Below are 13,119 nucleotides of genomic sequence, written 5' to 3' on the forward strand. Positions count from 1 at the left end.
GGGGGAGGGTGGCGAGCGTAAGCGAGTGCAGCGGGACGAAGTCGCGCCGAGAGGGGCAGCGCGACGCTGATCCAGGGAACGCCCGTCAGAATGGCTCCGCCATATCCGGAAACGTGGTTCCCCTCTCCCGTCCCACTCCGTGAGGCACCCTCCCCCATTCCCAAGTCGGGCAAGCCCGACTTGGGCGCTGAAAGGCGGAACTCGGGCAAGCCCGAGTTCCGTAGGGGGAGGGTTCAGGGCGGTGCTACTCCGCCGCGACCTTCTGCGGCTCGGCCGCCATGGCTTCGGCGCCCGAGGCGATTGCCTTCACGATGTTGTGGTAGCCGGTGCAGCGGCAGATATTGCCTTCCAGCTCGTGCCGGATGGTGTGCTCGTCGAGCGCGTTGCCCTTGCGGCGCACCAGATCCACGGCGGTCATGATCATGCCGGGCGTGCAGTAGCCGCACTGGAGGCCGTGATGCTCGCGGAAGGCCGCCTGCATCGGGTGCAGCTCGCCGCCGGAGGCCAGACCCTCGATGGTGGTGACCGACCGGCCGTTGCACTGCACCGCCAGGACGGTGCAGGCCTTGATCGCCTCGCCGTCGAGATGGACCACGCAGGCGCCGCACTGGCTGGTGTCGCAGCCGACATGCGTCCCGGTGAGGCGAAGGTTCTCGCGCAGGTACTGCACCAGCAGCGTGCGCGGATCGATGTCGGCGGTCACGGCCTTGCCGTTCACCGTCAGGCTGACAGCGCTCATGGGTGACGTCCTCCTCCTGGCCGAAAACCCGCGGGTCCTGTCTCTCGGACCCTGTCGCTCGTCGTGGCCGGGCCGGCCGTGCCTCTCTGGAATTTCTCGAATTCGAGTGTCAACCGGCCGGAAGCGCCGGTCAAGGCGCGGCGCCCCGACTTTTTGGCGCGGAAACCGGCCATTTCGGCCCGGTTTCCGGCATCTTGCTCATTCGCCTCGCAACAAGTTGATCGCGGACGATCGAAAAGGGGCTCAGGCCGCGGAGGTCTCGCCCGCGTCGCCGCCCCGGACCTCCTTGGCGAACGTATCGAAGAAGTTGTCGGCGTATTTCTTGGCGACGCCGTTGATCAGGCGGCCGCCGAGCTGGGCGAGCTTGCCGCCGACGCTGGCCTCGACGTCGTAGGTCATCTTGGTCTGCCCGCCCTCTGCGGGCTCGAGGCGCACCACCGCGCCGCCCTTGGCGAATCCCGCGACGCCGCCCTGGCCCTCGCCGGTGATGCGGTAGCCGTTCGGCGGGTCGATGTCGGTGAGCGTCACCTTGCCCTTGAAGGTGGCCTTGACCGGACCGACCGCGATCTTGGCCGAGGCCTGAAGCTCGTTATCCCCCACTTTCTCCAGGGTCTCGCAACCCGGGATGCAGCGCTTGAGCACCTCCGGGTCGTTGAGCTTCTCCCAAACGGTCTGCTGGTCGGCCGGCAGCAGCACCTCGCCGGTCATCGTCATCGCCATGGCGGCGCTCCCCCCTTCTTCGTGGACAAACGGGTGTCGCCGGGAGGGTAGCGGAGCCGTAGCGTCAGCGCCAGACGGCGTTTCGCACACCCGCCCGGCAACCCCGGATTGTCGAGTGGTGCGGTGCTTGCTAAGCCTCTCGCCAAGGGACGGTCGTGGCACCCGGACGGCGGGGCGCGGTCAGGGAGACCCGGACGACACGCCCGCGAACGGAGAACGTGACCGCATGGAGGTCTTCGCGCAGCAGCTCATCAACGGGCTGACGCTGGGGTCGATCTACGGCCTCATCGCCATCGGTTACACGATGGTGTTCGGTATCATCGGCATGATCAACTTCGCCCACGGCGACGTGTTCATGCTCTCGGCCTTCATCGCGCTGATCACCTTCCTGATCGTCACGACCTGGCTCGGCATCTCGTCGATCGCCCTGGCGCTCCTGATCGTGCTGATCTGCGCGATGCTGCTTACCGCCCTCTGGGGCTGGGCGATCGAGCGGATCGCCTACCGGCCGTTGCGCGGCTCGTTCCGCCTGGCGCCGCTGATCTCGGCGATCGGCGTCTCGATCTTCCTGTCGAACTTCGTCCAGGTGGTGCAGGGCGCCCGCAACAAGCCGACCCCGCCCATGATGCGCGACGTGATCACGCTCTGGACCGGCGAGAACGGCTACGCCGTGGCGCTCTCCTACAAGCAGATCATCATCATGCTGACCACGGTCGTGCTGCTCGCCGGGTTCTGGTACCTGGTGCAGAAGACGCCGCTCGGCCGGGCCCAGCGCGCCTGCGAGCAGGACCGCAAGATGGCCGCCCTCCTCGGCATCGACGTCGACCGCACCATCTCGCTGACCTTCGTGCTCGGCGCGGCGCTCGCGGCGGTCGCCGGCACCATGTACCTCCTCTATTACGGCGTGGTCTCGTTCGCCGACGGCTTCACGCCCGGCGTCAAGGCCTTCACGGCGGCGGTGCTCGGCGGCATCGGCAGCCTGCCCGGCGCGGTGCTCGGGGGCTTGCTCATCGGCCTCGTCGAAACCTTCTGGTCGGCGTATTTCTCCATCGAGTACAAGGACGTGGCGGCGTTCTCGATCCTCGCGATCGTGCTCATCTTCATGCCGTCCGGCATCCTCGGCCGGCCCGAGGTCGAGAAGGTCTGATGGCTCATCCGGCCAACACCCTGGCGGCACCCAACGCCGCAGACCGCGCCGCCACCGACATGGCGGCGATCGTCAAGGACGCGGCGCTCTTCGCGCTCGTCACCTTCGGCCTCTGCGTGCCGATCGTCGCCTTCCGCACCGACCTGAGCCAGACCTCCGCCCTCGACCTCGTGCCGCGCTGGGGCCTCGTCGCGATCCTGTGCGGCATCGTCTTCGTCGCCCGGCTGGCCCAACGGCTGATCCTCGCCAACCGCGATGCCCGGCGGGCGCTCACGCCCGCGCCGGCCCAGGCGACGGAGGCGGTGCATGCCGAGCCGAACGCCTCGCAGAAGCTCTCGGCTTACGCCCTGCCGGCCTTCCTCGGCGTGACCCTCGCCTTCCCGCTGCTGGCGGTGCTCGGCACCGGGGGCCTGGGGGAATCCCGCTACTGGATCGATCTCGGCATCCTGATCCTCACCTACGTGATGCTGGGCTGGGGGCTCAACATCGTGGTCGGCCTCGCGGGCCTCCTCGATCTCGGCTACGTCGCCTTCTACGCCGTCGGCGCCTATTCCTACGCGCTGCTGTCGACGGTGTTCGGCCTGTCGTTCTGGGTCTGCCTGCCGCTCGCCGGCCTGTTCGCGGGCCTGTGGGGCATGGTGCTGGGTTTCCCCGTGCTGCGCCTGCGCGGCGACTACCTCGCCATCGTGACCCTGGCCTTCGGCGAGATCATCCGCCTGGTCCTGATCAACTGGACCGACTTCTCGGGGGGCGCCGCCGGCATCTCGTCGATCCCGCGCGCCACCTTCTTCGGCATCCCGTTCACGGCGGACGAGGACGGGTTCGCGGCGATGGTCGGGCTCGATTTCAGCCCGATGCACCGGGTGATCTTCCTCTACTACCTGATCCTGGCGCTGGCGCTGATCACCAACGGCGTGACGTTGCGCCTGCGCCGCCTGCCGATCGGGCGGGCCTGGGAGGCCCTGCGTGAGGACGAGATCGCCTGCCGCTCGCTCGGCATCAACACCACCAACACCAAGCTCACGGCCTTCGCGCTCGGCGCCATGTTCGGGGGCTTCGCCGGCTCGTTCTTCGCCGTGCGCCAGGGCTTCGTCAGCCCGGAGAGCTTCAACTTCCTCGAGAGCGCGATCATCCTGGCGATCGTGGTGCTCGGCGGCATGGGCTCGCAGATCGGCGTCGCCATCGCGGCCGTCGCGATGGTCGGCGGGCCGGAGCTCTTGCGCAACCTCGGCTTCCTCAAGGCGGTGTTCGGCGATCACTTCGACCCCAGCGAGTACCGCCTGCTGCTGTTCGGCCTCGCCATGGTGATCATGATGATCTGGCGCCCCCGCGGTCTGATCTCGGAACGCGCCCCCTCGATCGTGCTCAAGGAACGCAAGCGCATCTCTGGTTCCCTCGTGAAGGAGGGCCACGGCTGATGGCCGAGTCTCTCGCCTCCCCCCGCATGGCCGATCCGGTCCTGACGGTCGATCACGTCACCATGCGCTTCGGCGGCCTCGTCGCCGTCAACGACCTGTCGTTCCGGGTCGGCCGCGGCGACATCACCGCGCTGATCGGCCCGAACGGCGCCGGCAAGACCACGGTCTTCAACTGCATCACCGGCTTCTACAAGCCGACCGAAGGCATGATGACCCTGCGCCATCGCGACGGCGCGGAGTTCCTGCTGGAGCAGCTGCCCGGCTACGCGGTGAACCGGAACGCGCGGGTCGCCCGCACCTTCCAGAACATCCGCCTGTTCACCGGCATGACCGTGCTGGAGAACCTGCTGGTGGCGCAGCACAACCCGCTGATGCTGGCCTCCGGCTTCACCATCGCGGGGTTGCTCGGCCTGCCGGCCTACCGGCGGGCCGAGAGGGCGGCTCTGGAGCGCGCCAAGGAGTGGCTGGAGCGCATCCACCTGATGGACCGCGCCGACGATCCGGCGGGCGCCCTGCCCTATGGCGACCAGCGCCGGCTCGAGATCGCCCGCGCGATGTGCACCGATCCGGTCCTGCTCTGCCTCGACGAGCCGGCCGCCGGCCTCAACCCGCGCGAATCGCTGCTGCTCAACGATCTCCTGCGGGCGATCCGCGACGACCACGACACCTCGGTCCTTCTGATCGAGCACGACATGTCGGTGGTGATGGAGATCTCCGACCACGTCGTGGTGCTCGATTACGGCACCAAGATCGCCGACGGCACACCTTCGGAGATCCAGAGCGACCAAAGCGTCATCGCCGCCTATCTCGGCGTCGAGGACGACGAGGTGGAGCAGGTCGAGGCGGAGGTGGGGGTATGAGCGTCGCCGGCATCAACGTCCTCGTGGACGAGACCCACGCCCGGGAAGCCGGCTCCCGGGCACCGCTCCTCACGGTGCGCGGGGTGAAGACCTATTACGGCAACATCATCGCGCTCAAAGGGGTCGATCTCGACGTCAACGAGGGCGAGATCGTCACGCTGATCGGCGCCAACGGCGCCGGCAAGTCGACCCTGATGATGACGATCTTCGGCTCTCCCCGGGCGCGCGAGGGGACCATCACCTATGCGGGCCGGGACATCACCAGGATGCCGACCCACGAGATCGCCCGCCTCAACCTGGCGCAATCGCCGGAGGGGCGGCGGATCTTCCCGCGCATGACCGTCTACGAGAACCTGCAGATGGGGGCGGCCGTCAATGGCGGCGCCCATTTCGAGCAGGACCTGGAGCGGGTCTGCGTGATGTTCCCGCGGCTGAAGGAGCGGCTCTACCAGCGCGGTGGCACGATGTCGGGCGGCGAGCAGCAGATGCTGGCGATCGCCCGCGCCCTGATGAGCCGGCCCCGGCTGCTGCTCCTCGACGAGCCGTCGCTCGGCCTCGCTCCGCTCATCGTCAAGCAGATCTTCTCCGCTATCAAGGAGCTCAACGAGCGCGACGGCATGACGGTCTTCCTCGTCGAGCAGAACGCGTACCATGCCCTCAAGCTGGCCCATCGCGGCTACGTCATGGTGACGGGCACGATCACGATGTCGGGCACCGGCAAGCAGCTCCTCGACGACCCGTCGGTGAAGGCCGCCTATCTCGAGGGGGGACGGCACTGATGCAGGGGATCCTCTACGAGGAGAGCACGATCTGGCTCTTCCTCCTCGTCACCGTGGTGATGGGCGGCTGGATGGCCTGGATGATCGGGCGCGGCATCGCGCTCGGCTGGAAGCCGTACTGGCAGGCGGTGCTGTCGCTGCTGCTCCTCGGCGTCGCCGTGCGCTTCATCCACCACGCCCTGTTCGAGGGCACGTTCCTGTCGCCGCACTACTACGTCGTCGATACGATCGTGCTCCTGGTCATCGGCTCGGCCGGTTACCGCGCCACCCGCGCCCGGCAGATGACGACGCAATACCGCTGGCTCTACGAGCGCAGCGGACCGCTCTCCTGGCGGCCGAAGGCGGAAGCCTGAAAGCCCCTGCCCTGCGCCGCGCCATCGGCGCAGGATGAGACGTGATCCGGGGCCTCCGCCCCGGCATAAGATCCGGGGTCCCCACGCCCCGGTCTCCCGGCCGAAAGGGCCCGCGAGCCCGACCTTTGTATCGATCCAGAGGAGTACAGAGATGAAGCGCACGCTACTGGCCGGCTTCGCCCTCGCGGCAGGCCTTGCCTGGGCCGGATCGGCGCAGGCCCAGATCAAGCTCGGCGTGGCCGGTCCGATCACCGGCGCCAACGCCGCCTTCGGTGCCCAGCTCAAGAACGGCGCCGAGCAGGCCGTCGCCGACATCAACAAGGCCGGCGGCATCAACGGCCAGAAGATCGTCCTGGTCATCGGCGACGACGCTTCCGACCCGAAGCAGGGCGTCTCGGTCGCCAACAAGTTCGCCGCCGAGGGCGTGAAGGCCGTGGTCGGCCACTTCAACTCCGGCGTCTCGATCCCGGCCTCCGACGTCTACGCCGAGTCGGGCATCGTCGAGATCACTCCGGCCTCGACCAACCCGAAATACACCGACCGCAAGCTGTGGAACACCTTCCGCACTTGCGGCCGCGACGACCAGCAGGGCGCCGTCGCCGGCGCGTGGCTCGCCGACAAGTTCAAGGGCAAGAACGTCGCCTTCGTCCACGACAAGACCCCCTACGGCCGCGGCCTCGCCGACGAGACCCTGAAGGCCCTGAAGGCCAAGGGCGGCAAGGACGTGCTGTTCGAGGGCATCAACCCGGGCGAGAAGGACTATTCCGCGCTCGTCTCGAAGCTGAAGCAGGCCAAGGCCGACGTGGTCTATTACGGCGGCCTGCACACCGAGGCCGGCCTGATCGTGCGCCAGATGCGCGACCAGGGCCTCAACGCCCCGCTGATGAGCGGCGACGGCATCACCGACAAGGAATTCGCCCAGATCGCCGGCCCGGGCGCCGACGGCACGCTGATGACCTTCTCGCCGGATGCCCGCAAGAACCCCAACGCCAAGGACGTCGTGGCGGCCTTCAAGGCCCGCAACATCGACCCCGAGGCCTATACCCTCTACTCCTACGCCGCCGTGCAGATCCTGAAGGAGGCCATGGAGGCCACCAAGTCGACCGACGGCAAGAAGGTCGCGGCCTACATGCACGAGGGCAAGCCGTTCAAGACCGTGATCGGCGACATCTCGTACGACAAGAAGGGTGACATCACCCGTCCCGACTACGTGATGTACATGTGGAAGAAGGGCGGCGACGGCCGGATCGATTACACCGGCAATGAGCTGACGCAGTAACAGGCTGGCAGCCACGCCGATAGCCCCTTGGGCCGGCCCGGCGCCCCGCGCGCCGGGCCTTTTTCCGTTGACGAAGCCGTGCGTGCGTCACCCGCGCGGCTTGCGCGTCCCTTCGCCTCACCTTACATGCACAACGAGCGTTAGAAGGCCATCAGCGCGCCCGGCACATCGGCCGAGCACCCGTACGGCCGGCCGCGTCGCGACCCAATGATGACAATGTGCTCCCGGTGGCGCCGACCGCGACGGCGACCCGGGTGGAGAGTGTGAATGGCGAAAGAAGAGTTGATGCAGTTCGACGGTCTCGTGCTCGAGATCCTGCCGGACGCGCGTTACCGCGTGCAGCTCGACCAGGGCCACGAGATCGTGGCCTACACGGCCGGCAAGATGAAGAAGAACCGCATCAAGACTCTGGCCGGCGATCGGGTCACCGTCGAGATGTCGCCCTACGACCTGGAGAAGGGCCGTCTGGTGTTCCGTCACAAGGACGAGCGCTCCTCGGGTCCGCGCCCGCCGTTCCGCGGCGGCAGCCAGTTCCGCCGGCGCTGATCCGTCCAACAAAGACTTGTGTCTGCGCGGGGCTGGGGTGAGAACCCTGGCCTTTTGCGCGTCTGAGCCCCTGATTGTCGCGAGGCCTGTCATGACCCGTCCCCTGGTGATCGCCCCCTCGATCCTCTCGGCCGACTTCTCCCGGCTCGGCGAGGAGGTTCGCGATGTGGTCGCGGCCGGGGCCGACTGGGTCCATATCGACGTGATGGACGGGCATTTCGTGCCCAACATCACCTTCGGCCCCGTCGTGGTGAAGGCGCTCCGCCCGCACACGACGGCGATCTTCGACGTCCACCTGATGATCGCGCCCGCCGATCCTTACCTGGAGGCCTTCGCCGAGGCCGGCGCCGACATCATCACGGTCCATGCCGAGGCGGGTCCCCACCTGCACCGCTCGCTCCAGACCATCCGGACGCTCGGCAAGAAGGCCGGCGTGGCGATCAATCCGGGCTCGCCGGCGAGCCTCGTCGAGCCGGTGCTCGACATGGTCGACCTCGTGCTGTGCATGACCGTCAACCCGGGCTTCGGCGGCCAGAGCTTCATCGGCTCGGTCTGCGAGACGGTGTCGCGGGTGCGCGCCATGACCGCCGGCCGCGACATCGACATCGAGGTCGATGGCGGCGTGACCCCGGAGACGGCTCCGGCGGTGGTGAAGGCGGGAGCGAACGCGCTGGTTGCCGGCTCGGCCACCTTCAAGGGCGGGCGCGAGGCCTATGCCGCCAACATCGCGGCGATCCGCCGGGCGGCGGAGGGTGCCGCGGGGCAATGGGTGTAGGATCGGCTTGCGGCCGGGGCTCTCGGCCCTGAGACAAATACCCGATTCCAGGCTTCGGACTGTCCCGCAACGATCCGGTTCGTCGCGCTCGACGCGAGGGCGGAATGTCCGCCCGGGATGATCGACCGGAGCGTCGCGTGCCTGGAAGCGGCCTTCACCGGGATCGTTCCGATCCTCGAGCGCGGCCGCATAGGCATCCCGATGATACTCGGCCGCCACCCCGGATCCTCGGATGGCGGCAGCGCACAAGATTGTTCTACGAATTCGGGAGCGCCTGAGTTTTCACACAGGCTCGACCTTTCCCTATCGCTTGGCGTGTCCGCTCTCGAAGAACCTGACCAGCACAATCCAAATGGCTGAGAGCTGCAGTGTTGAATCGAGAACCGCCTGTCCGCATTAGAGCCTGCAAAGCGGAGGCCGGTAGCGCTCACCAGCAGGGATCAGAAAATCCCGCCGAAGGCTCACAGCCGGAATCGATAAAATCTTACATTTAATGATTCATATATAATACGTCTGCTGTCAAATTGAGCTGTTGCCGATATTTACGGCTGCATGAATTCTACAATTGATTTGACTTGCAGTTAGTACGAGATAATCTAAGCTGACAATCAATCGATATGCCGAATAGCGGACGTAGAAAAATGCAGAACTCTGCGATAAGTGATACATTTTTGTTAAATGTAGTCGAAAATTCTGCACTCACTCTCAAGGATGGCGCGACGTCGAACCTTGAGTCGATCCACGCGATCGCCCATCGCATGAAGCTCCTGGCGCTCAACGCGCTCATCGAAGCCGCTCACGCGGGAGAGAAGGGCGCCGGCTTCGCGGTTGTGGCTCAGGAAGTGCGCGCCGTTTCGGCCGAAATCGAACGTTTGGCAGCCGCAGTCGGCCTCAGTCTGACCTCGGACGTTGATAAGCTCACGCAGGCCGTGAGGTCCCTCACTGAAGAGGCAAGCGCAATTCGCTGCGTTGATCTCGCCCTGAATGCCGGCGAACTGATCGACCGCAATCTTTACGAGCGCACCTGCGATGTGCGCTGGTGGGCAACAGACGCGGCGATCGTGGCCTGCGGAGCCGATCCTCGGCCGGACGCAGCGCTGCATGCCAGCGATCGTCTCGGCGTGATCCTGTCCGCCTACACCGTCTATCTCGACCTCTGGCTGTGCGACATGCAGGGCCGGGTACTCGCCAACGGCCGACCGGATACCTACCCCGACGTCGTCGGCATGAATGTCAGCGGCGAGGCTTGGTTTCGCGAGGCCGCCGTCCTCACCAGCGGCGATGCCTTCAGCGTGGCCGACATCCGCACCGAACCGCGGCTCGGGGGTGCCCAGGTGGCGACCTATTGTGCCAGCGTCCGCGCGGAGGGACGCGCGGATGGACGTCCGCTCGGCGTGCTCGCCATCCACTTCGATTGGGAGCCACAGGCCCGCGCGATCGTCGAAGGGGTGCGGCTCGGCGCGAGCGAGAGGGAGCGGACGCGTGTGATGCTGCTCGACGCCACTGACCGGGTCATTGCCTGCTCAAAGGGGCGTGGCGTGCTCAGCGAAACTTATCGGCTCCACACCGATGGCCGAAAGTACGGCCATTACCGGGACGAGCGCGGCCGGATGGTCGCCTTCCACGACACGCCGGGTTACGAGACCTACCGCGGGCTCGGCTGGCGCGGCGTCATCGAGCAGGACGACGCCGGCTGATGAAGACCGGCCAGAGTCGGCAGGGTCGCATATGGCGTGTTCGTCCGGGTGCTGGCGCGCATGCGCGCCCTTGCGCATTCCACGCGCGTCAGCGCGCACCGCTGAAAGCGCGAGCGATGTCCGCTTTCGGAAATGGCCGAACCGACCCGGATCGATCGGGTCGCGTGCAGGGCGGGACGTCCGCTTGCAGGCGTTACCGCAATGTCTGCTTCCCGACCTCGGTGTCCAACGTCGGCTTCGCCACTGCTTGGCGAACTCGGCAGACTTGCGTTGGCAGGGCGCGATGGAGCGGCTCACCCGCCGGACGGAGCTTTCCACCCGCGATCTTATCCTGAGAGCCTGATTGAACGGCGGCGTCGATCGTTCCGGCGCACACCACCCACACCGGCCGCGTCATCCTGGGGCTCGCCGACGGCGAGTCCCAGGATGACGGAGGTTTCGACACCGCTCAGCGCCCAACCACCCGCCGCGCCGCCCCCGGATGCACGCGTAGCCGCAAAGGCGCCGACGCCTCCGCCGCCAACCGCGCCGCCCGCCGGTCGAGCCGGGCTGCCGAGCGGCGCGAGACCGTCACGCCGAGCAGGGCGGCCACACCGACCAGACACGGCACCAGGACCAGGGCGTAGGTCGTCAGGCTCATCATCGCAGGTTCGTCGCCATCAGCCTCGCACCGAAGTGTAGACCAACGCCGAGCGCGAACCAAACGGCCAGCAGGATGAGGGCGGGCGTGGTGACGCGGCCCGTCGTCGCCATGGCGGCCGTCAGGGGGGCGACGATGCCCGTGATGATGAAGCCGGCCGCCCCGATATTCATCAGGTTCGCGGTCAGCTTGACCTGCTCGTTGTGGACGAGGATGTCGCGGGCGAGGAGCGCCCGTTCGCGCTCCGCCGCCTCGTCGCCGCCCTCGTCACGCTCCTCGTCCGGTTGCAGCCCGCTCGCCATCTGCGATCCGGGCCCGGGTCAGGCGCGGCCGGATTTGGGATAGCCCCGTGGCGCCATCGCCCCGGCGCCGCCGCGATGGCCGACCCACTTCGCCAGGTCCTCGCCGGCTTCCGTCCGGGTCCGCCCGGCGCTGTCGGGCCAGGTCAGGCCGTCGGCAAGGCGGAAGATCACGACGGAATCGAGGGTGGCGTCGCGGTATTTCTGCAGCCGCACGCCCTTGCCGCGGACCATCTCGGGGATCTCCGCGAGCGGGAAGACCGTCAGCAGGCGGTTGGTGCCGCAGACCGCGACGTGGTCGCCCTCCCCCACCTCGACGACGAGGCTCGCCGTCGCCGGCTCGTCGAGGCCGATCACCTGCTTGCCCTTGCGGGTATTGGCGACGAGGCCGTCCGCCGGGGTGACGAAGCCGCGCCCGTCGGTGGTGGCGAGCAGGAGCTTCACGCCGGGCTTGTGCGCCCAGACGGTGACGATCTCCGACCCCTCGTCCATGTCCACCATCAGGCGGATCGGATCGCCGAAGCCGCGCCCCCCCGGAAGCTTGGCGGCTTCCAGGGTGAAGACCTTGCCGTTCGAGGCGAGCACCAGGATCTTGGCGGTGGTCTCCGTGGGGAAGCTGACCTTGAGGGTGTCGTCGCCCTTGAACTGGATGCCTGAGAGGTCGGTGACGTGGCCCTTCAGCGCCCGGATCCAGCCCTTCTGCGAGACGATCACGGTGATCGGCTCACGCTCCACCATCGCCTCCGAGAAGTCGATGCCGGAGGTGTCGGGCGGGTTCTCGAGCGTGGTGCGCCGGCGGCCGAGCGGGGTCTCGGGGCCGTAGGTCTTGCGCACCGCCCGGATCTGGGTCGCGATCGACTTCCACTGCCTGTCGTCGGAGCCGAGCAGCCCGTCGAGGTCCGCCTTCTCCTTCGTCAGCGCCTCGTGCTCGCGCTTCAGCTCCATCTCCTCCAGCTTGCGCAAGCTGCGCAGGCGCGTGTCGAGGATGGCGTTGGCCTGCAACTCGGTCAGCTCGAAGACCCGCATCAGCTCGGCCTTCGGCTCGTCCTCCTCGCGGATGATCTGGATCACCCGGTCGAGGTCGAGATAGACGATGAGCAGGCCGCCGAGGATTTCGAGGCGCCGCTCGATCTGGGCGAGACGGTGGCGCGAGCGCCGCTGGAGCACGACCCGGCGATGGTCGAGCCATTCGCGCAAGGCTTCCGCCAGGCCGATCACCCGCGGCACCGTGCCGCCGACCAGCACGTTCATGTTGAGGGAGATGCGGCTCTCCAGCTCGGTGAGCCGGAACAAAGATTCCATCATCACGACGGGATCGACGGTGCGCGAGCGCGGCTCCAGCACCACCCGCACGTCCTCGGCCGATTCGTCGCGCACGTCGGCGAGGAGCGGCAGCTTCTTCTCCTGGAGAAGCTCGGCCATCTTCTCGATCAGCCGCGCCTTCGGCACGCCGTAGGGGATCTCGGTGACGACGACGGCCCAGGTGCCGCGGCCGAGATCCTCCTTCTGCCAGCGCGCCCGCACACGGAAGCCGCCGCGCCCGGTGCGGTAGGCCTCGGCGATCGAGGCCGCGGAATCGATCACGATGCCGCCGGTCGGGAAGTCGGGTCCCTTGACGAAGGTGGTCAGCTGCTCGGAGGTCGCGGCCGGATGGGTGATGAGGTAGAGCGCGGCCTCGCACAGCTCCGCCACGTTGTGCGGCGGGATCGAGGTCGCCATGCCGACCGCGATGCCCTGCGAGCCGTTGGCCAGCAGGTTCGGGAAGGCCGCCGGCAGGACCACCGGCTCCTCTTCCTGCCCGTCGTAGTTCGGGCGGAAATCGACCGCGTCCTCGTCCATCCCCTCGAGGAGGAGACGGGCGACCTCG

Annotated in this window: 14 protein-coding genes; 9 read left to right on the plus strand and 5 right to left on the minus strand. The window is 67.4% G+C overall.

Translation table 11 applies throughout. The features are described from left to right. Positions 1–244: 244 nt before the first annotated feature. Positions 245–739, minus strand: coding sequence for a (2Fe-2S)-binding protein (locus VQ03_RS20705; protein WP_048452798.1), 495 nt, complete (start codon positions 737–739; stop codon positions 245–247). Between the two features lie 243 nt (positions 740–982). Beyond that, the gene (locus VQ03_RS20710; RefSeq protein WP_048452799.1) at positions 983–1,459 is read right to left on the minus strand and encodes an SRPBCC family protein; all 477 of its coding nucleotides are present in this window, start codon (positions 1,457–1,459) and stop codon (positions 983–985) included. Positions 1,460–1,685: 226 nt separating this feature from the next. Between VQ03_RS20710 and VQ03_RS20715 the strand changes: the two genes are divergently transcribed. From VQ03_RS20715 to VQ03_RS20755, 9 genes are all read left to right on the plus strand, one after another. Further along, positions 1,686–2,606: a branched-chain amino acid ABC transporter permease gene (locus VQ03_RS20715; RefSeq protein ID WP_048452800.1), complete on the plus strand. Its 921-nt coding sequence runs from the start codon at positions 1,686–1,688 to the stop codon at positions 2,604–2,606. Beyond that, entirely contained in the window at positions 2,606–4,024 is a 1,419-nt protein-coding gene (livM, locus tag VQ03_RS20720; RefSeq protein ID WP_157064184.1) for a high-affinity branched-chain amino acid ABC transporter permease LivM, read from the plus strand. Before VQ03_RS20715 ends, livM begins: the two co-directional genes overlap by 1 nt. Beyond that, positions 4,024–4,884, plus strand: coding sequence for an ABC transporter ATP-binding protein (locus VQ03_RS20725; RefSeq protein ID WP_048452802.1), 861 nt, complete (start codon positions 4,024–4,026; stop codon positions 4,882–4,884). The genes livM and VQ03_RS20725 overlap by 1 nt, the downstream gene beginning before the upstream one ends. Then, positions 4,881–5,663, plus strand: a complete 783-nt coding sequence (locus tag VQ03_RS20730) for an ABC transporter ATP-binding protein (RefSeq protein ID WP_048452803.1) — start codon at positions 4,881–4,883, stop codon at positions 5,661–5,663. The genes VQ03_RS20725 and VQ03_RS20730 overlap by 4 nt, the downstream gene beginning before the upstream one ends. Then, on the plus strand, positions 5,663–6,016 hold the full coding sequence (locus VQ03_RS20735; protein ID WP_048452804.1) for a DUF6867 family protein: 354 nt from the start codon (positions 5,663–5,665) through the stop codon (positions 6,014–6,016). Before VQ03_RS20730 ends, VQ03_RS20735 begins: the two co-directional genes overlap by 1 nt. Positions 6,017–6,167: 151 nt before the next feature. After that, positions 6,168–7,295 carry a branched-chain amino acid ABC transporter substrate-binding protein gene (locus VQ03_RS20740; RefSeq protein WP_048452805.1) on the plus strand — a complete coding sequence of 376 codons (1,128 nt, stop codon included), beginning with the start codon at positions 6,168–6,170 and terminating at the stop codon, positions 7,293–7,295. Between the two features lie 267 nt (positions 7,296–7,562). Then, a complete protein-coding gene (gene infA, locus VQ03_RS20745) occupies positions 7,563–7,841 on the plus strand; it encodes a translation initiation factor IF-1 (protein ID WP_048429304.1) in 279 nt (92 codons plus the stop codon). Positions 7,842–7,932: 91 nt separating this feature from the next. After that, positions 7,933–8,616: a ribulose-phosphate 3-epimerase gene (gene rpe, locus VQ03_RS20750; protein WP_048452806.1), complete on the plus strand. Its 684-nt coding sequence runs from the start codon at positions 7,933–7,935 to the stop codon at positions 8,614–8,616. Positions 8,617–9,257: 641 nt separating this feature from the next. Then, a complete protein-coding gene (locus VQ03_RS20755) occupies positions 9,258–10,313 on the plus strand; it encodes a methyl-accepting chemotaxis protein (RefSeq protein ID WP_157064185.1) in 1,056 nt (351 codons plus the stop codon). Between the two features lie 448 nt (positions 10,314–10,761). On the opposite strand, the gene VQ03_RS20760 is transcribed toward VQ03_RS20755, so the two are convergent. From VQ03_RS20760 to parC, 3 genes are all read right to left on the minus strand, one after another. Next, entirely contained in the window at positions 10,762–10,956 is a 195-nt protein-coding gene (locus tag VQ03_RS20760) for a hypothetical protein (RefSeq protein ID WP_048452807.1), read from the minus strand. Next, positions 10,953–11,255, minus strand: coding sequence for a hypothetical protein (locus tag VQ03_RS20765; protein ID WP_048452808.1), 303 nt, complete (start codon positions 11,253–11,255; stop codon positions 10,953–10,955). The genes VQ03_RS20760 and VQ03_RS20765 overlap by 4 nt, the downstream gene beginning before the upstream one ends. Before the next feature lie 18 nt (positions 11,256–11,273). Continuing rightward, the coding region (parC, locus tag VQ03_RS20770) for a DNA topoisomerase IV subunit A (protein WP_048452810.1) at positions 11,274–13,119 on the minus strand (1,846 nt) is incomplete at its 5' end.

The organism is Methylobacterium tarhaniae (assembly GCF_001043955.1).
In the GTDB taxonomy this organism is placed as follows: domain Bacteria; phylum Pseudomonadota; class Alphaproteobacteria; order Rhizobiales; family Beijerinckiaceae; genus Methylobacterium; species Methylobacterium tarhaniae.